Origin of the sequence: Paenibacillus sp. FSL M7-0656 (genome assembly GCF_038003225.1) — a bacterium.
Classification (GTDB): domain Bacteria; phylum Bacillota; class Bacilli; order Paenibacillales; family Paenibacillaceae; genus Paenibacillus; species Paenibacillus amylolyticus.
The window spans coordinates 479,594-502,326 of record NZ_JBBOOT010000001.1 but is presented as its reverse complement, the minus strand read 5'-3'; the positions used below and the strand labels follow the sequence as shown (position 1 = coordinate 502,326).

20 protein-coding genes and 1 pseudogene are annotated in these 22,733 nt (G+C 42.0%); 19 read left to right on the top strand and 2 right to left on the bottom strand.

Going from position 1 to position 22,733, the window contains the following annotated elements:
* The first annotated feature begins 2 nt into the window (after nt 1–2).
* The 11 genes from MHI01_RS02140 (at nt 3) to MHI01_RS02090 (ending at nt 10,509) form a co-directional block, all read left to right on the top strand.
* A complete protein-coding gene (locus MHI01_RS02140) occupies nt 3–1,544 on the top strand; it encodes a response regulator (RefSeq protein ID WP_339282715.1) in 1,542 nt (513 codons plus the stop codon).
* A 153-nt stretch (nt 1,545–1,697) separates the two neighbouring features.
* Nucleotides 1,698–3,746 (top strand): glycoside hydrolase family 16 protein, encoded by a 2,049-nt coding sequence (locus tag MHI01_RS02135; protein WP_339282716.1) that lies wholly within the window; start codon nt 1,698–1,700, stop codon nt 3,744–3,746.
* A gap of 199 nt (nt 3,747–3,945) precedes the next feature.
* Nucleotides 3,946–4,320, top strand: coding sequence for a DUF2750 domain-containing protein (locus MHI01_RS02130; protein ID WP_076250519.1), 375 nt, complete (start codon nt 3,946–3,948; stop codon nt 4,318–4,320).
* Nucleotides 4,321–4,352: 32 nt separating this feature from the next.
* Complete coding sequence (locus MHI01_RS02125; RefSeq protein WP_340982409.1) at nt 4,353–4,790, top strand: Imm26 family immunity protein; 438 nt, start codon at nt 4,353–4,355, stop codon at nt 4,788–4,790.
* A 324-nt stretch (nt 4,791–5,114) separates the two neighbouring features.
* Complete coding sequence (locus MHI01_RS02120; RefSeq protein WP_036613900.1) at nt 5,115–5,321, top strand: helix-turn-helix transcriptional regulator; 207 nt, start codon at nt 5,115–5,117, stop codon at nt 5,319–5,321.
* Nucleotides 5,322–5,762 (top strand): hypothetical protein, encoded by a 441-nt coding sequence (locus tag MHI01_RS02115; protein WP_127549256.1) that lies wholly within the window; start codon nt 5,322–5,324, stop codon nt 5,760–5,762. It abuts the gene before it with no gap.
* Between the two features lie 357 nt (nt 5,763–6,119).
* Nucleotides 6,120–6,692, top strand: a complete 573-nt coding sequence (locus MHI01_RS02110; RefSeq protein ID WP_340982408.1) for an RNA polymerase sigma factor — start codon at nt 6,120–6,122, stop codon at nt 6,690–6,692.
* A complete protein-coding gene (locus tag MHI01_RS02105) occupies nt 6,667–7,512 on the top strand; it encodes a hypothetical protein (RefSeq protein WP_221821440.1) in 846 nt (281 codons plus the stop codon). Before MHI01_RS02110 ends, MHI01_RS02105 begins: the two co-directional genes overlap by 26 nt.
* Nucleotides 7,493–8,368 (top strand): ABC transporter ATP-binding protein, encoded by an 876-nt coding sequence (locus tag MHI01_RS02100; protein WP_221821441.1) that lies wholly within the window; start codon nt 7,493–7,495, stop codon nt 8,366–8,368. Before MHI01_RS02105 ends, MHI01_RS02100 begins: the two co-directional genes overlap by 20 nt.
* Complete coding sequence (locus MHI01_RS02095; RefSeq protein ID WP_340982407.1) at nt 8,365–9,435, top strand: hypothetical protein; 1,071 nt, start codon at nt 8,365–8,367, stop codon at nt 9,433–9,435. Before MHI01_RS02100 ends, MHI01_RS02095 begins: the two co-directional genes overlap by 4 nt.
* A 321-nt stretch (nt 9,436–9,756) precedes the next feature.
* Entirely contained in the window at nt 9,757–10,509 is a 753-nt protein-coding gene (locus MHI01_RS02090) for an AAA family ATPase (RefSeq protein WP_405159395.1), read from the top strand.
* A gap of 673 nt (nt 10,510–11,182) precedes the next feature.
* On the opposite strand, the gene MHI01_RS02085 is transcribed toward MHI01_RS02090, so the two are convergent.
* Nucleotides 11,183–11,383 carry a hypothetical protein gene (locus MHI01_RS02085; protein ID WP_237175103.1) on the bottom strand — a complete coding sequence of 67 codons (201 nt, stop codon included), beginning with the start codon at nt 11,381–11,383 and terminating at the stop codon, nt 11,183–11,185.
* A 301-nt stretch (nt 11,384–11,684) separates the two neighbouring features.
* On the opposite strand from MHI01_RS02085, the gene MHI01_RS02080 reads away from it, so the two are divergent.
* On the top strand, nt 11,685–12,875 hold the full coding sequence (locus MHI01_RS02080; RefSeq protein WP_315372705.1) for a glycine C-acetyltransferase: 1,191 nt from the start codon (nt 11,685–11,687) through the stop codon (nt 12,873–12,875).
* Between the two features lie 37 nt (nt 12,876–12,912).
* A complete protein-coding gene (locus tag MHI01_RS02075) occupies nt 12,913–13,872 on the top strand; it encodes an L-threonine 3-dehydrogenase (RefSeq protein WP_076250511.1) in 960 nt (319 codons plus the stop codon).
* Nucleotides 13,873–14,612: 740 nt separating this feature from the next.
* Here MHI01_RS02075 and MHI01_RS02070 read toward each other — a convergent pair.
* Complete coding sequence (locus tag MHI01_RS02070; RefSeq protein WP_051447337.1) at nt 14,613–15,197, bottom strand: TetR/AcrR family transcriptional regulator; 585 nt, start codon at nt 15,195–15,197, stop codon at nt 14,613–14,615.
* A 157-nt stretch (nt 15,198–15,354) separates the two neighbouring features.
* On the opposite strand from MHI01_RS02070, the gene MHI01_RS02065 reads away from it, so the two are divergent.
* From MHI01_RS02065 to MHI01_RS02040, 6 genes and pseudogenes are all read left to right on the top strand, one after another.
* A complete protein-coding gene (locus MHI01_RS02065) occupies nt 15,355–16,044 on the top strand; it encodes an SDR family NAD(P)-dependent oxidoreductase (protein ID WP_340982406.1) in 690 nt (229 codons plus the stop codon).
* A gap of 515 nt (nt 16,045–16,559) precedes the next feature.
* Entirely contained in the window at nt 16,560–17,933 is a 1,374-nt protein-coding gene (locus MHI01_RS02060; protein ID WP_340982405.1) for a UDP-N-acetylmuramoyl-tripeptide--D-alanyl-D-alanine ligase, read from the top strand.
* Nucleotides 17,934–18,570: 637 nt separating this feature from the next.
* Nucleotides 18,571–18,924, top strand: a complete 354-nt coding sequence (locus tag MHI01_RS02055; protein WP_340982404.1) for a hypothetical protein — start codon at nt 18,571–18,573, stop codon at nt 18,922–18,924.
* A gap of 363 nt (nt 18,925–19,287) precedes the next feature.
* Nucleotides 19,288–20,283: a glycoside hydrolase family 43 protein gene (locus tag MHI01_RS02050; protein WP_340982403.1), complete on the top strand. Its 996-nt coding sequence runs from the start codon at nt 19,288–19,290 to the stop codon at nt 20,281–20,283.
* A 447-nt stretch (nt 20,284–20,730) separates the two neighbouring features.
* A pseudogene (locus MHI01_RS02045) lies at nt 20,731–21,201 on the top strand (LLM class flavin-dependent oxidoreductase); the annotation flags it as partial.
* Between the two features lie 256 nt (nt 21,202–21,457).
* Nucleotides 21,458–22,636: a hypothetical protein gene (locus MHI01_RS02040; protein WP_340982402.1), complete on the top strand. Its 1,179-nt coding sequence runs from the start codon at nt 21,458–21,460 to the stop codon at nt 22,634–22,636.
* Nucleotides 22,637–22,733 lie beyond the last annotated feature (97 nt).

Below are 22,733 nucleotides of genomic sequence, written 5' to 3'. Positions count from 1 at the left end.
GCATGATTAATATCCTGATTGTGGACGATCAAAAACACATTCGTGACGGCCTGCAGGCCATGCTGCATCAATTTCCTCTGGAGCTGAACAACATATACTGTGCCGCGAGTGGGATTGAGGCGCTGTCCCTATTGCAGCAGCATTGCATTCACATCGTTATTACCGATATTATGATGCCCGATATGGATGGGTTGACGCTCATGGCTCAAACCAAAGAGGAATACATGGATGTGGAATACCTCATTATCAGCGGTTATAGTGATTTTACATATGCCCAACAAGCTATCGGGCTTGGTGCAAAGGGTTACTTGCTCAAACCTTTGAAGCGAGAGGATCTGCAACATTCCCTGGAGCATGTATGGCAAGAGATCCAGACACGGCAGGCACTTACGCATAATATGCAGCGTGTATCCCGCCTCGCCCAAGAGACCGATCGTAAAGAATTAAGAATGTTTATGCAAGGTGCGTTAAGTGATGACTCATGGATCCTTCAGATTGAGGAACAAAATGATGCGTTATGGCGTAATTATCGTCTAGCCCTGCTGCGGGAAGAAGTTTGCATTAACCAGCCCGGAGCCAGCAGCGCCCATAGCATGGAAGCCATTGCTTATCGTGTGTTTGGCAGACAAGGTTGTATTTGCCTGCAGCATCGCCCATACCTGATCCTTGCGGTGGATGCGTCCATAGATTCAAGTGTTTTGCCTGCAGCGCTCAAGGAAGGAAAGATCAATGTCATAACAGCCATGACTAACCCGATGCAGGGGTTAAAAGAACTACCCGACAGCTATACCCAAGTGCTTGAGCTCTATCGCCACAGTTACCTGTTTCCTGATCAGTACAGTATCTCCCCAGCACATATTGAGCATATGGAACAGCAGTGGCAACTGCCCTATGAAGACTTATATGAACTGTTCCAGTCGATTGGAACAGATAACAGCGGAACAATTACTCAGGGTATTTCTGCAATATTTCACAAAAAGGTGCTGCAACGCTATCCTATTCGCTATACCCAACAGCTCTGCGCCGCCACCGTTCAGATGATGGAGGAATACCAACGAGTTATCCACCCTTATATGAGGGAAGAAGTGCTGGATCTTGAATCCTTGCGTAACCTCTTTGATTATCAAGGGATGCGTGAGTATATACAAGCACTGCAACAGCAGCTGCTTCGGCTGAATCAGTTATATTATGACTATAAGTGCAGCTATCGCCATTCGCAGGATCTTAATGAAGCCATTCGTTTTATACACGAGAGTTACCACAAACCGCTGGACCTCGCGATGGTATCCAATCATGTATCGCTTAATTATGCTTATTTTTCAAATCTGTTTAAGAAGAATATTGGTAAAGGTTTTGCTGAATACCTACGAGATGTGCGTCTGGATAAAGCGCGGCGGCTTCTCGCCGAAACCGATCATAAAATTGTGGAGGTGGCTGCTATGGTTGGATATGAAAGCTACAAAAGCTTTACACGCGCGTTCCGACTTGTGATGCAGATCCAACCCACAGAGTACCGACAGATGATGCGGCAGAAGGCAGATTGAATCAAAAGCCAAAAAAATGGGATACCACAAAAACAATTGTACCTTTTCAGCAAATGAACCTATTCGATAGAATAAAGATACTCCCACTTGTAAGCGATTACCTTTATGCGCATAGATTGGGAGAAACTATTATCCTATCAAAGGAGGGCAATCATGAAACCATCTCACTTTACGGCGAAACGGTTTATGAAAAAGGTACTCGGTATGTTCCTTGTGGTTGTGATGCTGGCTAGTATTGGCATACTGCCAGCTTCAAAGGTTCAGGCAGCGGGAACTACCGTAACCTCAATGGAGTACTTCTCACCAGCAGACGGGCCTGTTATTTCTAAATCTGGGGTTGGCAAGGCCAGCTACGGATTTGTTATGCCTAAGTTCAATGGAGGCTCTGCGACATGGAATGATGTTCACAGTGATGTGGGCGTTAATGTAAAAGTGGGAAACAACTGGGTTGATATCGACCAGGCAGGCGGTTATATTTATAACCAAAACTGGGGACACTGGAGCGATGGCGGTTTCAACGGCTATTGGTTCACCCTCTCCGCAACAACCGAGATTCAGCTGTACTCCAAAGCGAATGGTGTTAAGCTGGAGTATCAACTTGTATTCCAAAATATTAACAAAACAACCATCACAGCGATGAATGCGACACAAGGTCCACAAATCACAGCAAGTTTCACAGGCGGTGCAGGCTTTACATATCCAACGTTCAACAATAAACCTGCAATCACTTATGAAGCTGTTGCGGATGATTTGAAGGTCTATGTCAAACCTGTAAACAGCAGCACTTGGATTGATATTGACAATAACGCAGCCAGCGGCTGGATCTACGATCACAATTTTGGCCAATTCACGGATGGCGGCGGTGGGTATTGGTTTAACGTAACCGAGTCGATCAATGTCAAATTAGAATCAAAGACTTCTTCGGCTAATCTTGTTTATACCATTACGTTTAATGAACCTACAAGAAATTCATATGTCATTACGCCATACGAAGGAACAACCTTCACAGCAGATGCGAATGGTTCCATTGGGGTTCCGCTTCCCAAAATTGATGGGGGCGCGCCAATCGCCAAGGAACTAGGCAACTTCGTATACCAGATTAACATCAATGGGCAATGGGTTGATTTGAGTAACTCCAGCCAGAGCAAATTTGCATACTCCGGTAATGGGTATAACAATATGTCCGATGCCAACCAGTGGGGTTACTGGGCCGATTATATCTATGGTCTTTGGTTCCAGCCAATCCAAGAAAATATGCAGATCCGTATCGGATATCCGCTGAACGGACAGGCGGGTGGAAATATTGGCAACAACTTCGTGAACTATACTTTCATCGGCAATCCAAATGCTCCGCGTCCGGATGTATCCGATCAAGAGGATATCTCAATCGGAACGCCAACCGACCCGGCAATCGCGGACATGAACCTCATTTGGCAGGATGAATTCAACGGAACTACGCTGGATACAAATAAATGGAACTATGAAACAGGATATTATCTCAATAACGATCCCGGTACTTGGGGATGGGGAAATGCAGAACTGCAGCACTACACAAACAGCACTCAAAATGTTTATGTACAGGACGGCAAGCTAAATATCAAAGCCATGAACGACAGCAAATCTTTCCCACAAGACCCGAATCGGTATGCACAGTATTCTTCGGGAAAGATTAACACCAAGGATAAGCTGTCCTTGAAATACGGCAGAGTCGATTTTCGTGCCAAGCTTCCTACAGGTGATGGTGTATGGCCAGCACTGTGGATGCTTCCAAAAGATTCAGTATACGGCACTTGGGCTGCATCAGGTGAAATTGATGTTATGGAAGCGAGAGGCCGTCTGCCTGGATCAGTAAGCGGTACCATACACTTTGGTGGACAATGGCCCGGGAACCAGTATTCCGGCGGCGATTATCACTTCCCGGAGGGGCAAACTTTTGCCAATGATTATCATGTATACTCGGTAGTCTGGGAAGAGGACAACATTAAATGGTATGTAGACGGCAAGTTTTACTATAAAGTCACTAACGAGCAGTGGTATTCCGCAGCTGCACCGAATAATCCGAATGCACCTTTTGATGAGCCGTTCTACCTCATTATGAACTTGGCAATCGGCGGAAACTTTGACGGCGGCCGTACCCCGAACGCCTCCGATATCCCGGCGACGATGCAAGTGGATTATGTACGCGTGTATAAAGAACAGTAATTTGCGATTTCGGATACAGCGAATGAAGATCAGATGGAATAGATGCTGGGCAAACCGGACCTGAAATCTCATACTCTAAAATAGGCTTACGACCGATTCCCAATATTTCTACCTGGGAATCGGTCGTTTAAATTTAGACTCGATAATTCAGTTCTTCTGCTGCAACTCTTGTCGAAGAACAACAGCATTAGGAGGAAATATGAATCAGAAAGAATTTGAATCAGTCATCAATCTCCCTGCAAATATTCGTTATGAATACTTCATCAAAAAAGTAGTGGATTCAGAAGAAGTGTGGGGGCTTTATGAGAATGGTTGGTCAGTTACTGAAGATGATAAAGGTAATAAATTACTTCCATTTTGGCCTAAAAAAGAATTCGCGGAATACTGTGCAACTGATGGTTGGGAAATTTACTCAAGTAAAAGTATGGATTTGTACGAGTTCATAGACGATTTTCTACCCAATTTAAAAAAAGAGGGTTTTAAACCTTCAATATTCTTAAATAATGCTGATTCTGCTGTATTAGAAGTCGATATACTAATTGAGGATTTAAAGACAGAACTTGAAAAATACTAACTTAAAACCTCAACGAAGGAGTTTGGAAAACCGTGAAAAATACGAGACGTAAACGAATAAAATTGGGTGATATCTACGCTATACCTCTGCCTAACGCTAAGTTTGCCTTTGGGAGAAGGCTTAAAGATGCCAGCATTGCAATCTATAATGTGATAAGTGACACGATAGAAGAGATACCTCAAGAAGAGGAATACCAATTTATCGTGGGTGTATATGATGATGTACTGAAATCAGGTGATTGGCCGGTCGTTGAAAATCGTCCATTCCCGGATGAAGAAGAGGCTTGGCCCCCACCTGCCTGTATCATTGATAAGATATCAGGAGAATATTTGACTTATCATATGGGAGAGATTAGACCTTCTAAAAGCGAAGAATGCGAAGGATTGGAGATTGCGGCTGTTTGGGAAGCCCATCATATTGTTGATAGAATAATGGGAGATGATAAGTGGCACCGAGACCTGAATAAATAGTGTACGAGTATACCATCTATGGTTCCAGAAATCAGGTGTAGCGGTTTAAACCGCTTTTTCACTTTCCAATACTAACATTAAGTCACGGCCTACATACGTTTCTATAGGGGTAACACCAAGCGCTTCAACCATTTGCTCTGTTTAAGTAAACTCTTCTGGCATCTTATATAATCAAAAATCAACCGAGCCAAGCCCTCCTTTTACAAAGAGGGGCTTAGCTTGTTTTGCATTCAGAGGTAAGTAAAAATGCAAAGTTAACTTGACACATAATGCAAAGTGAACTATGCTAAAAATGCAAAGTAAACATTGCAAGGACGTGATCACTTGAAGACAAGAATTGCAGAACTGCGTAAGCAGCATAAGCTGTCACAAGAAGAGCTGGGACGAATTGTTGGTGTTACCCGGCAAACCATTACCTCTCTTGAAAGGGGAAAATATACGGCTTCCCTTATTCTTGCTTACAAAATTGCCAATTTTTTTGGACTCGCCATTGAAGATGTTTTTGATTTCAGCGAAGTGGAGGAAATGTAAATGGACAAGTACAAGATTAAAATAAAAACTCGCAAAAACGTACTGTCACTGGTAGCCGCTGCTACCCTATTGATCTATGTAGGACTTATATTTTACCGAGGTGGACTACCCGATTTACCTAGTTTTATAAAGGGATTTCACACAGGCGCTTTTATCGGGGTTGAAGTGGCCGTCGCTTTTTTCCTCGTCAGGTATATAAAAGCCAGTAATAATGAAGCCGAGCTGAAGAAGCAGTATATTGAGGAGAATGACGAGCGGAGTGTAATGATACTCCAGAGAGCCGGCACACTCAGCACAGCAATCATTCTCATTGGTATGGGCATTGCCTCCGTGATCGCCGGTTTCTTTAATCCCTTGATATTCTACACCTTACTAACTTGTTTATTATTTGTTTTAATCGTATTTTTTGCACTGTGGATGTATTATGCGAGAGAAATTTAAGGTTTAGATCAATGTTGCTCATACAACCAAAACGAATATACTTAATAACAAAGTTGTCGAGGGACAAAAACATGATCCCATTAAAGTCGCTATTTAGCGGCTTTTTTTGTTTTATCGGTACAAGAACATCTTCTGCTTATCGATTAGATGAATATCCATAGGCCGGTGAGACTTTCTCAACAGCATGGAAGCAGGAATTTCCCCGCTGTTCTGATAATATAGGGCCTTGACCTTCACATGGGCTACCCAGGAATATTCGAAATGGCTAATTTTGCATTATGCGTAAAGCAAGACATAAATAGTTTTGATCTTTTATGATCAAGTTATCGTTAATTAGTTTGAGGGGGTGAGGGAGCGTTGGATGATGAAGAATTAATTCATGAGATTCGTGAAGGTAGTCGGGCTGCAATGGAAGTTTTGGTGAAGCGGCATTACAAGTCGATATTTTCATATGTGTACCGAAAAACGGGAGATTATCATATCTCTTTTGATCTAACTCAAGAGGTATTTGTAAAAATGATGAATTCATTGGGAAATTATCGAGATAACGGAAAATTCCGCCACTGGTTATTGAAAATAGCAGTGAATCATTGTATGGATTATTTTCGTGGGCGTGAGTTCAAGCAACAACTCAGAGAGAGTGAGTTAACAGAAGAGGCGCTCCCAGCAAGTGAGCACCAGAATGTGTGGAACATATTCTATAAACGGCTTCAGAATGATAAGGTCAGGCTGGCGATACAAAGTTTGCCTGAGCACCAGAGGGACGCGGTCATTCTGAACTATTACAACGGACTAAAGATCAAAGAGGTTGCCGAGCTGACGGGATCGAATGAGTCGACAGTGAAATCACGTATACGCTTGGGCATAACGAAATTAAAAGAGATCATTGTGGGAGGTGAGCGGGATGAAACGTACAGAAAACGAAGATAGAAGGAAGCGTCGAGCTGAATTGGAGATGGAGGAGTACGCCGAAATTGCCCCTTTTTTGGATGACTATGTGGTTGAATATCCATCCGAGATGGAGATCGATAGGACGATAAGGGCCTTGGATGCACATATGCCGGGACAGATGAATGTTCATCTGGAGCAATCACCGGGGAAATCATTTACAGAACTGTTCCAACTCGTTCGGGGTGAGGTTATGGTTTTCCACAAATCGTACTGGCTAGTTTGCGCATTGCTTCTGTTGTGCGGATTCTGGTTGGGAACCCGCAGCACAATATCCCCATACATGAGTGGACTTATTCTGGTACCTGTACCTTTTATTCTCGGATTACTGGAAGTATTCAAAGGTCGGGATCAGGGGCTGATGGAGATCGAACTGACCTGTAAAATTACGGCACAACAGCTAATGCTGACTCGTCTGATCGTCGTGCTTGCAGGAAATATGGTATTTGTTCTGCTTCTTATGCTATTGGTATCTGGCGGAAGAGGAAGTTTCATCTCATGGAGTGGCGTCGGTCTGTGGTATACCCAACTGATGATTGCGGCAGGGGCTAGTTTGTGGCTGGCTATGCGTGTTCGGGGTGGAACAGCTGTTAGTATTTTCTTGGTCGCATGGTTTGGGCTTTTCTGGCTTATGTTAAGCAATCCCCGATTTGTTACTTTAGTACAATCTATCCAGACCCCAGTACTTATTGCAATCGCATTATGTGGAGTGGTTCTGTTGATCAGTCAGATCCGGCAGATGACGCGAAAATATACATCACAAACGGAAAGAGGTTATTCCTTTGAAATTGACCATGGATAACGTATCCAAGAAGTATAGAAACAAGTGGGCCGTGAAATCGTTCACGCTAGAGCTGTCCAGCGGTGGCGTCTACGGCCTGCTTGGACCAAATGGAGCGGGCAAAACAACGCTGCTTCGCATGCTTGTAGACATCGCCAAGCCAACGTCCGGACAAATTATGCTGGATGGGCAACCCATTGAACAGATGGGGGATCGTTATCGCGATATATTGGGCTATATGCCGCAGCGCTTTGGATTTTATAATCGTTTCAGTGCTCATAAATTTCTCATGTACATGTGTTCGTTAAAAGGACTGAGTACGAATCAAGCCGCTATTCGAGTGCAGGAGACATTACGTATGGTTGATCTGGAAAAGCAGGCACAACATAAAATTCGTACGTTCTCTGGCGGTATGAAACAGCGGCTCGGAATTGCACAAGCCTTGCTAAATGATCCGCAAATTCTAGTTCTCGACGAACCTACGGCTGGCCTTGATCCGAAGGAACGTATTCGATTTCGTAACATTATCGGTGAGTTGGGAAGAGACCGGATTGTACTGTTATCGACGCATATTATCTCTGATCTGGAGTTCTCGTGTAAGGAAATGATCCTGATGAATGAAGGTCAACTGATTACTCAGAACACACCGGAAGCGATCATGAACAGTATGCAAGGCAGCGTTTGGACTGCAACGTTAACAGAACAGCAGCTTGCCGAACTCACCTCTCGTTTCAAGGTAAGCGGATTGTCCTATCAGTCCGATGGTATTGTGGCGAGAATCTTGGCAAAAGAACGGCCTGTCCCACAAGCTATGCCAGAGGCCCCTCGGCTTGAAGACGTATATATGCACTATTTTGATGAGGAGGCGACATCGTGATTCGTTTGACCGGATATGAATTTGTTAAAATAATGACGCGTAAAAGTATCTATCTTGCACTCACCGGGCTACTAATGCTGCTTGTTCTGTATGCCTATCTCGGACATCCGGGGCCGATGAAGGGTACATCGTTCTACAAACCCTATGAAGGAGCCATTACGGCTGAGAAGGTTCAGGCTGCACAGGAACAGTTACAAAACAAGGGTTATAGTGATGAAGCGAATCAGAATCGATATGGCGTATTTTATGAGATTTCCATGTTTTCGCCGGAATTCATAAAAAACTACACCAAAACTGATGATAGCGGGAATGTCATGGAACGGACCGTAAACGTCACTGAAATTCACTACAATAAACCTTGGGGTTATCTGTTGGAATACATTGATCAATTTGGCGTGCTTTTTATGATGATCATGATTTTACTGGGACTGGCTCCCGTATTCGCAGAGGAATATGCATTGGGGACGGCAGCATTGGTACGCAGCAGCAAGCGAGGGAAGAGCCAAATCGTATCGGCTAAATTGATGGCTTCAATAGTATATATTGTCCTATGCGTCATCTTGTTTACAAGTATCAACTTGCTAATCTACTGGTTGAGGTTTGGAAATTTGGCTGGAGCAGATACCCCAATACAGAGTGTAGGCATGTACTTTCAAGGCTTCGATTATGAGTTCTCGCCTTATAGGTTGTCTGCGCTTCAGTATTATGTAGTTCAGTTGGTCACACACTTGGCAGGCAGCCTGATTTTTGGATGCGTTGTGCTATGGGTTTCTTCGCTCAGTTCAACGGCGTTTGTTGCCATAATCATTAATGTGGCTATTGTAGGCGTGCCCTATCTGGCATTTGATGTGATGAACTTTAACCCGGGATGGGCGAAGTGGATTGAGGAATTTTCCTTCAGTACGATGATGCGGGTAACGAGACTGTTTCAAACTCCAGTAAACTACTCCATATTCAGGGTGGAGGTGTCATATCTACAGTTGTATTTGCTTATTATGACTGTAGTTACAGCTGTAGTTGTACTTGGTACATATCGAGCGTTCCGTAATCGTGAGGTATTTTCTTGATTTGAAGCACTATGAGGAACATGATGTATTACACAATTAGGTCCGCAGATTCTGCGGACTTCTTTTCATATGAATAAGCATGGCAGTGTCCCCAGCTGAGGACAAGAACTTGGTTCCATTGCCAAAAGGACAAGAACATGGTACCGATGTCGATTAGAATATTTATCTGTTTCATTAAGCTAACGGGCAGAATAGTTTCGGTATGTGGTATTATTTGTTTGATGGAGTAAACTAAAGCTTGAGACAAACATCAGTCAGTGTTTTCCAAAAAAAAGGTAAGCATAACGATCAAAGTTTTAAAAGGGAGTGAACTATATTAATATACAGCATCCCTATTTACGACAAATTCAGATTAAGAGGCAACAAGTACCCACCTATAATCGTTACCCCTTTGATTTGGCGGTCATTCGAAATCTAAATACTCTTGATTTCCACCCCAAGGTAACCTATATCGTAGGTGAAAATGGGATGGGTAAATCAACACTGATGGAGTCCATTGCTGTCGCATGGGGATTTAACCCGGAGGGTGGGACGGTCAACTTTTCCTTTTCAACCCAGGCTACTCACTCGAGCTTATATGAATATATACAATTGATCAGAGGTCCGCGACGCCCAAGGGATGGCTTCTTCTTCCGGGCAGAAAGTTATTATAATTTAGCCACAACGATCGATGAGTTGGACAGCCAGCCTTCATTCGGTCGCCCTATTCGCCCTATTAAAGATTCGTACGGTGGCAAGTCCTTGCATGAGCAATCGCACGGAGAGTCGTTCTTTTCCACTTTCATTCATCGGTTCGGGGAGAATGGATTATATATACTGGATGAGCCTGAGGCTGCACTGTCTCCCCTTCGCCAAATGGCGATGCTGACACGAATCCATGAACTTGTTTTGCAAAACTCTCAATTTATAATTGCGACCCATTCCCCGATCCTTATGGCATACCCAGATTCGATTATTTACAATCTAAAGCCGGATGGTATCGAAGTCCAAGTATTGGAAGAAACCGACCATTATATGATTATGAAAGAGTTTGTGAATAACAAGGATAGGATGCTCAGAGAGTTATTCGAGTAAGCTAAATATTAATTCCACTGTTATCCTATAGAATCTAAAAGCTTAAGAGAGATCGTTACAAAGAAAGCGATCTATTGTCGAGATTAAGCTAACGAGAAACGTTAGCTTAATCAAACTTAATAAGGTATCAAATTGATCATCTGCTGATTTCAACTAGCGGACTAACAACAGGGATCGTTGCAGAAATGCTAACGATCCTTTTTTGTATAGTTTACGTATGAGTATTTAAATCACGAAAAAGGGCTCCTCCGTAGACTAGGACGCCCCAAGTGCAGGTCAGCGATCACGTACCTGGATATAAAGGGAAAACAGTGGGTGTTGCCCGGCAAAGTGATGTTTTTATTTTTCACAGTCCGATCGATAATTTTGGTGATGCTGAGTAGCTTACATGCTGTAAGCTTAGTAGAAGTGACTTTGTAGAACCATTCAAACGCTCTACACAGAGAAACAACGGATCGAACAGGAAGAACGGTACAACTATATTGGACTGTTATGGAAAAATAAGGTATAGAAAGCCACTGCTTCTATATATTTTAAAACAGAAGATTCTATTTTCTAGCATGGGTGCTTGTAGGGGGGAATGCATGTTTCATTATTTTCTGAAGATAAGCAGAAACATTGTTAGGATTGCTACTGCGAAGCATTCGTCCTAAATCGAGGAAGTATAAATATACTACTCACTATTTTCATCATCTAATCGCCGACGAAATATCAAAGCCGAGACAGCAAATATAATAAAAGATAATGTTGAAGCAGCAGTAACCATCTTCAACACACTTCCTATTGGAGGGTTAAACAACAGAGCAATTGAGATGATTAAAACAGCACCTGTTAAACCCATTCCCAAAATCGAGATCGCTAAAATCTTGTTCATCAAATCACCTCACAGGTTGAAATAGAGTTTCTCATTGCATAATAATAGTTTAATACATGATGAATTAGTATAGAATGTAACAAAAAGTATAGCAAAGATTTAGTAGCGATTGCTTCCGGGAATGGGGGAAGCAATCGCTATGTTTTTTTGCGGATATTTTTATTTTTTTGTCCGCCACATGTGTACAAAAAAATAAAAAGATGATACATTAAAATCAATCTAACCCTTTTTATAACAGGTTTTTCCCGGAGAATTATGTGTCTCCTGTACGAGGACATACGTATATCGAGGAGGGAATGGAATGTCAAGTCAAGCATTGGACCAATTTTTAAGTTCGAACATCGAAGATCTAAAGACTAAAGGTCTATATAACGTCATCGATACGCTGCAGGGTGCAAATGGTCCTGTTATTCGTATCGACGGAAAGTCCTTAATCAATTTGTCTTCCAATAACTATTTGGGACTGGCAACAGATCACCGCCTGATTGATGCTTCAGTTAAGGCGTCGCAGACATACGGGGCAGGCGCAGGGGCTGTGAGAACAATTAATGGTACGATGGATCTTCATATTGAGCTTGAAGAAAAACTGGCCCGTTTCAAAAAAACGGAAGCCGTTATCGTGTATCAATCGGGATTTAACTGCAATATGGCTGCTATATCCGCGGTAATGGACCAGCATGATGCGATTTTATCAGATGAGCTGAACCACGCTTCGATTATTGATGGCTGCCGCCTGTCGAGAGCCAAGGTGATTCGCTTTAAGCATTCGGATATGAATGATTTAAGACAGCAGGCGAAAGATGCGAAGGAATCCGGTCAGTACCATAAAATTATGGTCATCACCGACGGGGTTTTCTCCATGGATGGTGATATAGCAAAGCTGCCTGAAATCGTGAAAATAGCAGAAGAATTCGATCTGATTACTTATGTGGATGATGCCCATGGTTCGGGCGTTCTCGGAGCAGGTGCGGGAACCGTGAAGCATTTTGGATTGTCCGACCGCATTGACTTTCAAATTGGTACTCTTTCCAAGGCGATTGGCGTTGTCGGCGGTTATGTGGCGGGTAAAAAACAACTGATTGAATGGTTGAAGCTGAGAAGCCGTCCGTTTCTGTTCTCGACATCGCTACCTCCGGCTGCAATCGCTTCTTGTAGCGCTTCTGTCGACATTTTGATGAATGACAAAGAGCTGATCGAGAAGCTGTGGGAGAACGGCAATGATTTGAAAAATGGCTTGAGCCGGCTTGGATATGATGTAGGCCAAAGCGAAACGCCGATCACACCTTGTATCATTGGCGATGAAGTAACCACCCAACAGTTCAGCAAACGGCTTTATGAAGAAGGCGTTTACGCCAAGGCAATCCTGTTTCCGACGGTTCCGAAAGGAACCGGAAGAATACGCAACATGCCGACAGCTGCCCATACCAAGGATATGCTCGACCAGGTGATCTCCGTTTATGAGAAAGTTGGCAAGGAAATGAAGCTGATTTAGCTGCATTCGCGGGAGTACATTTCGGGAGGAATGTCTTATGAACAAGATTTTGGTGACCGGAGCACTGGGCCAAATCGGTTCTGAGTTAGTTGTTAAATTACGTGAAATTTATGGTGCGGATCACGTCATTGCTACGGATCTCAGATCATCAGCCCACGAAATTACCCGATCCGGGCCATTCGAGCTGCTGGACGTGACGAATGATAAGGCGATGTTCGAAATCGCCAAGCGGTACGAAGTTGATACCGTCATCCATTTGGCTGCGCTGCTGTCGGCTACCGCAGAGGAGAAACCGCTACTTGCCTGGAATTTGAATATGGGTGGATTGATGAATGCACTTGAAATATCCAGGGAGCTCGGCTGCCAATTTTTCACTCCAAGCTCCATTGGATCTTTTGGTCCTTTGACTCCGAAAGACAATACCCCTCAGGATACGATCCAGAGGCCCAATACGATGTACGGCGTGAACAAAGTGTCCGGCGAACTGCTTTGTGATTATTATTTTCACAAATACGGCCTGGATACTAGGGGACTGCGATTCCCGGGTTTGATATCTTATATGACGCCTCCCGGCGGAGGAACGACGGATTACGCCGTGGAAATTTATTACGCAGCCGTGACGGCTGGCCGATATACATCTTATATCGCCAAGGACTCAAACATGGACATGATGTATATGCCGGATGCTCTGAACGCTATCATCGATTTGATGGAAGCGGATTCTTCCCGGTTGATGCACCGAAATTCATTTAATGTCACCGCAATGAGCGTGGATCCGGAGGCGATCGCTGCAGCGATTCGGGATGAGCTTCCAGGCTTTATCCTCGATTATGACGTTGATCCGAAGAGACAGGCGATTGCCGATAGCTGGCCGCATTCCATTGATGCGACGGCAGCGAAAACAGAATGGGGATTTCATGCTCGCTACGACCTGAAGGCCATGACGAAGGATATGCTTTCACATCTAAGCGAGAGACAAATGCTTCGCAAGGCTTAAAGTTATTATGAATTCGATCGAAGAGTGACATCGCTAAAAAAAGCAAGAAAGGGGAACTTATAAAAACAAAAATAGAACGAAATTGTCGAGGGACAAGAACATTGTTCCATTAAAGTCGCTATTACAGCGGCTTTTTTTTGTTTTAAGGACAAGAACGTTGTGTCATTTCGGATTAGGTATCTATCTAAATAGCATCATGATGAAGATCATGTGGCAAGAAAAAAGCACATGAATTTAAGAATTCGCGTGAATAACGATTTTTTTATTAGAAATAACTTTTTTCCGGTAAAGACCAATCAATCTGCGCCAACCATCGGGACGCGAATATGTGCTTAGGGGTTCCACCTAAGATCGTGAATGCAAATTTCATAAGTACAAAAAGACACTTGCCGCATTCAAGCTCAACATCATAAAGGAAGCAACCGATTATTTGCTATTTTGGATTAAGATTAATTTTACAAAATATGGATTATAAATAATCTTCGGTTTAATGAAATCAATTGTATGTAAGTGAGAATTTATACTTAACGGGGATATTCTGCTTTGTAGTGGTGGTAATTACCCATTAAGCAAGTTGATTCAAAGTATGGTGAAACAGGCAGGCCATCCTACCAACCTGAACTCTCTCGGCTGCAAACATTATTCTATGCCTGCCTAGTTCTGACAGATCTAAGCAGGGAGTCGAGCCAGATCAGATTCGGCAAGAATAGCCTTTCTGTTCAGATCATACTAGTTTATTATCAAGTATCCTTCAGCAAGTCAACCATGTTAGAATAGTGAATTTCACTCAGTTGCTCGATAAAGTTATCTACCCTGTAGTTCTCCGGTTCAACTATCCAGAGACAAATTACTCCTACCAATCCAGATATCATGTATTCGATGCCAATTTTTATCTTCTCATCGTGGCGATGATCGCCGATTCCCGAAAAAATGATCGTTTTAAAAGCCTCTTTCAAGTAAACGGAGAAGTTTGGATAAATATTTTGAGTGATCATTGTCTTAAAGAATATCATATTGGCTTCAATATCGTCGAAAATCGTTTTTAACATGGTCGCAAACATATCTTTATCCATCTCATGAATTGAACTCACTTCCAGGCTTAAGCAAGCATTTAAACTCTCCACGTTTTCCTGAAATAACTTCTCCATGAATTGAGGTTTATCTACATAGTGCAAATAAAATGTGTTGCGATTTATCATCGCTTCTTTGGCAATGTCCTGCACAGTAATTCGTTCATAGCCTTTGGTTTGTACTAATCTCAGAAACGCTTCTTTAATGGCTTTCCGCGTTTTGAGAATGCGCAGATCCACTTTATCTTTACCCAATTCGTGCTTCCCCTCCATAAATAATAGTCGGATTTATCAAAAGTGATGTTTAATTAACACATTGAATTATATCAACCATTGAGCCCTTTAAGTGTACGTTTTACAATTAAAACTGTCAATTGAACTCACTAACTCATTCATAAAAGGAGAATCATAAATGAAAACACTGGCGATTGTTGGTGCAGGTAAGGGATTAGGATTATCTATTGCGAAGAGCTTTGGCAAGCGCGGCTTCCAAGTGGCATTAGTTGCAAGAAATGCTGCAAAACTGCAAGATATGGTGGAGGAACTGAAAGCGGATGGTATCGAGGCATCTTATTTCGTAGCAGATATTTTTAACAAGGAACAGATTGAACAGGCTATGACCAACATGAAAGAAAAGTATGGTCAGATTGATGTGTTGGAATTCAGTCCAACAGCAGGCAATTATCCTCCCACTTCTGTATTGGAGTTAACGGCGGAGAACGCCAGGGACGCATTTGAGGCGAATGTGGTTAGTGCCATCCATGTCGTCAATACGGTTCTCCCTGATATGCTCGCCAGGAAAGAGGGAGCCTTGCTCTTTACCTCAGGATTATCCGCCATGTACCCTGTGTCCATGATGGGGAATATCGGTATTGCTCTTTCAGGGTTACGCAATTATGTTACTAATCTTCATACTTCATTGTCTGCTCAAGGGATTTTTGTGGGCCACCGCTCATTAGGTTTATTGATCAAGGAGTCAGGTACCGGCGCAATTAATGATCCGGATGTAATTGCAGAGATGTGGTACCAGGCCTATGTAGAGAAAACCGTATGGGAAGAAGAGTATCCTAAGGGTGTTACCCCCGAAACCATCCTGTTTTAAGCATTGGTGATGATGTCAGCAGGTCATAACATACAGTTGTAACCAAGTAGATGAGCTTTAGAACTAGGCATATATTTTGTGCTAAGAAACGCTTGAAAGAGATGAAGAAGTCGCTATAGGAGCGACTTCTTTTTTGGTTGGCACAGGAACCGATCTACTGCACTGTAGAAGCAATAGAAGCAAGAGGTGTCTATGATGTAGTAAGAAAAGTATCGGGGGGATTTTGTCAAGGGACAAGAACATGTTCCTATTGCCGATTAGGCATGTATCTAATCATCATCTTGCCCTTCAATTCATTAAACTAACGGGCAGTTAGTTTAATGAATACTGGAGAGTATCAGGTTAAGAGATATCAAAAAACAGGAAACTTATCCAAGTTAAATAGTGTGAAAACCACTATTTAAAGAAAAAGCCTTAGTCATGGATCTTTTGATTTCTCGACTTACATGTCATTATCAAAAATAGGTTAGGTTATAAGCTCCACATAAAAATTCAATTCAATAGGTGGTGCGATGATGATTACTCATGAACTCAAAGTTATTGAAAGAATGTCTTCAGGTGATGGGTTATCTGTGGAGTTTGAGGAACTCATGATTCAAGGAGTGTCTATTGACTCTAGGTCCATAAAACCGGGAAATTTATTTGTCCCAATTATAAGAGAGTTAGATGGGCATAATTATGTAAGTGAAGCAATATCTAAAGGAGCGATTGCTTCTTTCTGGGAAAAGGATCACCCTAACCCACCAGTTCATCTTCCGTTAATTTATGTAAATGATTCCTTAGAAGCCTTACAAAAATTAGCGGCAGAATACCGACGAGAATTACAAGTCAAAGTTATTGGTGTTACGGGTAGCAACGGTAAGACAACTACAAAAGAGATGCTAAATTCTGTTTTACAGACAAAATTTCGAGTTTATAAAACAGAAGGTAATTTAAACAGTCAATTAGGTGTCCCATTAACGGTTTTAGGGATAGATAAGGATGCTGAAGTTGCAGTAATCGAGATGGGGATGAGTGAAAGAGGTCAAATTGAGCAACTTTCCCGAATTACACATCCAGACATAGCTGTGATTACAATGATAGGAGTTTCCCATCTATCTAGTCTCGGCTCTAGAGAACAAATAGCAGCAGCAAAATTAGAAATTATTAGTGGTCTAAAGAATGGTGGGTGCTTTGTTTTCAACGGTGACGAGCCGTATTTAACCAAAGAACTAAGTAATATCAAAAAAAATATCTCAATAGAAACAATTAGTTTTGGGCAGGGGGATTTTAATGATGTGATCGCCGAGAATACATTATCAAACTCCGATGGTTCCCAATTCTCTGTTGCAAACGATACTTACTACCTTCCACTTCTTGGTGCACATAATATTAATAATGCACTTGCTACAATTGCCATAGCTCTGAGGTTGGGTTTAAACTCTGCTGAAATAAATGAAGGATTTAATCAGTTGAAATTGCCTAATATGCGATTAGAGAAGATTAGTTCACCATTGGGATTTACAATTATTAATGATGCTTGGAATGCTAGCCCGGATTCCGTAAATGCAGCAATTATGACTTTTCAGGAACTGACGGCTTATTGTGAAAAGCATTTAGTAATTGGTGATATGCTTGAACTGGGTGATGATGAAATAGAGTTTCACCGAGTAATTGGCAGAAATCTTGATCCAGATAAAATAAATTATATTTATACATTTGGTGATCTCAGTAGCCATATTGCCTCAGAAGCAAAAAGGAGATATCCAATAGGGACTGTAATGACTTTTAAAGATAAAATAGTGTTGGCGAATGCATTAAAGCGAAAAATTAATAAAAATGATGTGATTTTGTTAAAAGCATCTAGAGGGATGCAGATTGATTCAATTATTCCTTCCTTAATGAAGTAATCATTCAAATAAGGGGTTCATGTAGCAGTCAGTTTACTAAAGAAACATGGTTAAAAGAACCAAACAAGAGGAATGACATGGTGCATAGCTTGATAAATAAGTAAGAACTGAGGGAACCTAAGTTATTGACTTACTAGGAGACCCGCGCAAAACTAGATGAACCGTCTCGACATTAACGGTACCAGTTTTTGTCCTCAGACACCTGCTGTCGAGGGACAAGAACATATTCCTATTGAAGTCGCTAATTTAGCGGCTTTTTTGTTTTATCGGTACAAGTTCTTGTACCGAGTCGAGGACAAGAACTTGTACCGATTGCCGATTAGATAAACACCTAACTAAGTTTCATACAATTTCATTTAACAAATGTGTAGGAAAAATAAACTAATTGTCCAGTGAAAATATAGTATTTTCTTAGTGTTAGGTTAAAGATAAGTCCCTGTTTAAGCACTACATGCTACACGCGTAGGTTCTTTAATAAATGATTGGAAATGGAATATAAAAAGGAGGACGTAACCCGCGAAGGCGCGGAGGGCAGTGCTTAGACTTTCATGAATAAAAGAGGTGTCTGTGGTATTATATGTAATTATGGGTTATGAAATAAATGGATTATTTGAAAAGAAAATGGGGGAATCAAAATATGGAACGTAAAATTCAATTAATGGAAACCTACGTAAATATCGACTTTGGAAACTCACCCTTTATAAAATTAGATAAAGGGTTGCAAATTCCATACTCTTCAATCGAGGGAATAACAACAGGTAGACCAATACCCAATGCTTTTAAACTATATGGTGCTTTATTAGGAGAAAAGAGAAATGGGTTATTTAGATCAAATGGTGGTTTTCAACTCCACTTTTTTGAAAATGAGCTTGAAACTCTTCATTTAGATTTGAATAGCTTGAAAGTTGGTATGTTCAAAATATCAAAGTTGATCATTGGTGTTGAAAATCCTGAAGAAATAAGTGAAAATATTTCCGAAAGAGTGAAGTGATAATAAAGGAAAAGTGTATTACGAACGTGAGACGGTGGAACTTCGAGAAAAAAGCTTACGAGCTCAAAAACTTGTGAAGACATATAATGGTTGTGATCCATAGGAGAAGAAATAATATGTGCGACAAGACAACGCAAAAAAGATCACTTCATTGTAGAATATAAGAATTATGAGATGGGCGGGAATTGTACATTTTTTCGGGGGAAGTTCTTTATTATGTGTACTAGGAAAGAATAAGCGGAGCTTATACAATAACATTAGAGATTGTAAACGCTTGCTTTTAATTCTGAGGATGCAATCAATGAATTACCGTAATCCCGTATATGAAGTATTTTATTATTCCAATACCAAAGGAGATGCCTTATGAATCAACAACAACTACCTAAGCCCCACCAGCCGCTCGTAACCCACATCTTCACTGCTGACCCGTCCGTCCATGTCTACGAGGGCAAAATCTACATCTATCCTTCCCATGACCTCGATCATGACGAGCCGAGCAACGATAACGGCGACCAGTATAAAATGGAAGACTATCATGTCCTCTCGATGAACAACTTCGATTCCCCGGTGGTCGATCACGGCGAAGCGTTGCATCTGAGAGATATTCCGTGGGCCTCCAAGCAGCTCTGGGCACCGGATGCCGCTTATAAGAACAATACCTATTACCTGTTCTTCCCGGCACGGGACCATGACGGCATTTTCCGTCTGGGTGTGGCAACATCAGAGTCTCCGGCAGGCCCGTTCACACCGCAACCGAATTATATGGAAGGCAGCTTCAGTATCGATCCGGCCGTACTGGTGGATGACGACAATCAGTCATACATCTATTTCGGCGGACTCTGGGGTGGCCAGTTGGAGAAATGGCAGACCGGCAGCTTCGTGCCAGATGCTGAAGGACCTGCTCCTGACCAGCCGGCGCTTGGACCGCAAGTTGCACTGCTTAGCGACGACATGCTGTCCTTCCAAGACAAGCCTGCCGAGATATTGATTGTCGATGAAGACGGGAATCCGATTCTGGCTGGGGATGAGGAACGGAGATATTTTGAAGGCCCATGGGTGCATAAATATAACGGCTATTACTACCTGTCCTACTCTACAGGAACCACGCATAAGCTCGTATATGCGATCGGCAAGAACCCGATGGGACCATTCACGTTCAAGGGCGAGATTCTCTCTCCGGTTATCGGCTGGACAACCCATCACTCCATTGTGCAAGTTGAAGACAAGTGGTATCTGTTCTATCACGACAGCTCCCTGTCGGAAGGCGTCAACCACAAGCGCTGCGTTAAATATTCCGAGCTGAAATACAACGAAGACGGAACGATCCAGAAGATCAACCCTTATCCGGGTGCGGAGTAAGCTGACAGGTTAGCGGAAACAGATAAGATTACAATATAAGGCATAATACATGAGGCAGCTCCTGACGGGGCTGCTTTTTTGATAGGAGGAGGATCAGTTGTTTCACTCAAACTTGGAGAAAATCTCTGCTGAACAAAGAATACTTCAGCAGTATACTGATTGAATTAATAAATTTAACTTAATTAAACATTAGGATTAAATCCAAAAATCTGTCTTCGATTACCACTGAAGAAAAAATACAGTTAACCGATCTTCTCAAGAAGCTCGGACTAGGTGCCAGTAAGTTCAACGAATAAATTGAGATGAAATCAACTTTTGGTTTCTAGGCCTCCATGGAGCTCATATGGAAGGACAGACCAAGATGGAACAATATCGTATTCAACAAGAAAAAGGTATGGAGATCGGTCTCTATTCCATTTAACAGGCCAGCGCATCTCTGTACAGCAACGGATCTATGAAGACTTTGCAACGTTGGATCTGATTTCAAATGGACGTGCGGAAATTGTAGCAGGACGTGGTTCACGTCTAGGTGCATATGAGTTATTAGGTTTTGATGTGAGTAACTATGAAGAATTGTTTGAAGAGAAATTGGCTTTACTGCTGAAGATTAACGAAGAAGAACGTGTTACATGGCAAGGTGAATTCCGGGCACCACTACATCATACCTAAATCATCCCCCAACCATTACATGGGAAAATGCCGATATGGCGTACAGTAGGAGGACCACCAGCAAGTGCGATTAAAGCAGGTTTAGCAGGATTACCCATCTCCACAACGAGTGTCATGTACGTAGCTAAAGATAGCCAAACAGCCTTAAGTGAATACTACCCATATATTAATAACGTTACTGTTCAATTGAGAGGCAGTGGTTACCATGAGCAACAATTCTTGGCTGCTACCGATTATCGAGATGCACTCTCGGATGACTAGAGCGCTGCTGCATCAAAGCGGATTAGCGCCTCTAAACAGTATGCTACGAAGAATGAAATATGTCGCTGTTAGGTGTTTTCAAAAAATGTCATGTTATATTCCTTAATAATAGTGAAATAATGTCGATAAAATTATATAGTCCAATAGGAGAGGGGAAAACAATGCAAGTTTATAAGGGGCAACCCTATTGAATCTAACTCCGGTTATGAAGTATCAATTCAAAAAGGAAAGTTGAGGTTTTCGTATGAAAAAGAAGTTAATTAGTCTCATGGTAGCTACCCTGGTTTTTGCAAATGTTGGTGGGGTGGTGGCTGCTAAGAATTATGAATTCTTGCCACAAGCGGTTTGGACTCAATCACCGAATGAAGATTACATATCGATTCAACCAGAGAGTTTTTATGTGCCAGGAAAAGATACGCTGTACTTACATGTTGGAGAAGAAAGATTCTCTGAGACAAAAGCTTGGTCACCCGATACACTTCGAGCCGTAGATCCCAAAACAGGAAAGATTAAATGGGTATTCTCGTTTGCAAAGGCGGGATACGGATGGCCAAGTACAGAATATCCTTTTGCTTATGCACCAGACGGTACGGTATACGCCTATTTCTCATTTCCAGGAATTCTTTATTCTGTGAGCCCTGCAGGGAAGGAAAATTGGAGTAAGCGCGTAGGACAAGATCTAGGGGCATTTGATGGCAAGTTATATCGCATGAGTGACGGAAACTTAATTATTGCAGGTCAGAAATCGAATACAATCGGTGCAGAAACGGTACAACTACTATCTTTCGATAAAAATGGCAAGCAGAAAGCAAGTAAGGTGGTATCCGGAAAGCTAACTACTGTGTCGAAGAACCAAATCGCCATAGAGCTGTTAACAAAGCAAGGCAATGCTCAAAAAGTTGAAGTATACAACTCTTCCTTACAGCGCTCATTTCAATACACATTCCCAAAGGGAGCAGGAGTCAACTTTTATACTGCTTTTGCACTCGATGATGGTACTTTTGTGTTTTCAGTATATCAAGCAAATACGCGTAAACTAATAGCTTTATCTCCAAAAGGTTCCGCTATCTGGGGAAGAACAATCGATCAATTTGGGTTTGCTTTCCAAGCTGGGGATGATTATATGGTATTTAATCCTCAAACCAAAAAATTAAGATTGTTCAACCAGAAGGGTTTAGTAAAGGATAGGGTACTATCGAATTTTAATATGTCTGAGGGAGACGGTCTGCCGACAGCAAAGAAAACGGTAGAAGGAAACCTATATGTAGATTTGCTTACCACCCAGTATATTTTAGATGTAAAAACTTTGGCCTCTATTCACGAATTTAATGGAGTAAAAGGGTCTGTATTGGACTACCGTGAGAATAGTGTCTTAGTATACGACTGGAATGAGAATAGGATCTCAAAGCATTTATTGAAATAAGGTTTTAACAAATTCTGAAAAACAAACCGACAACTGAAACAAGTCAGTTATCGGTTTGTTTGATATCATATGATCCAGGTGACCTGTGCTACTCCTT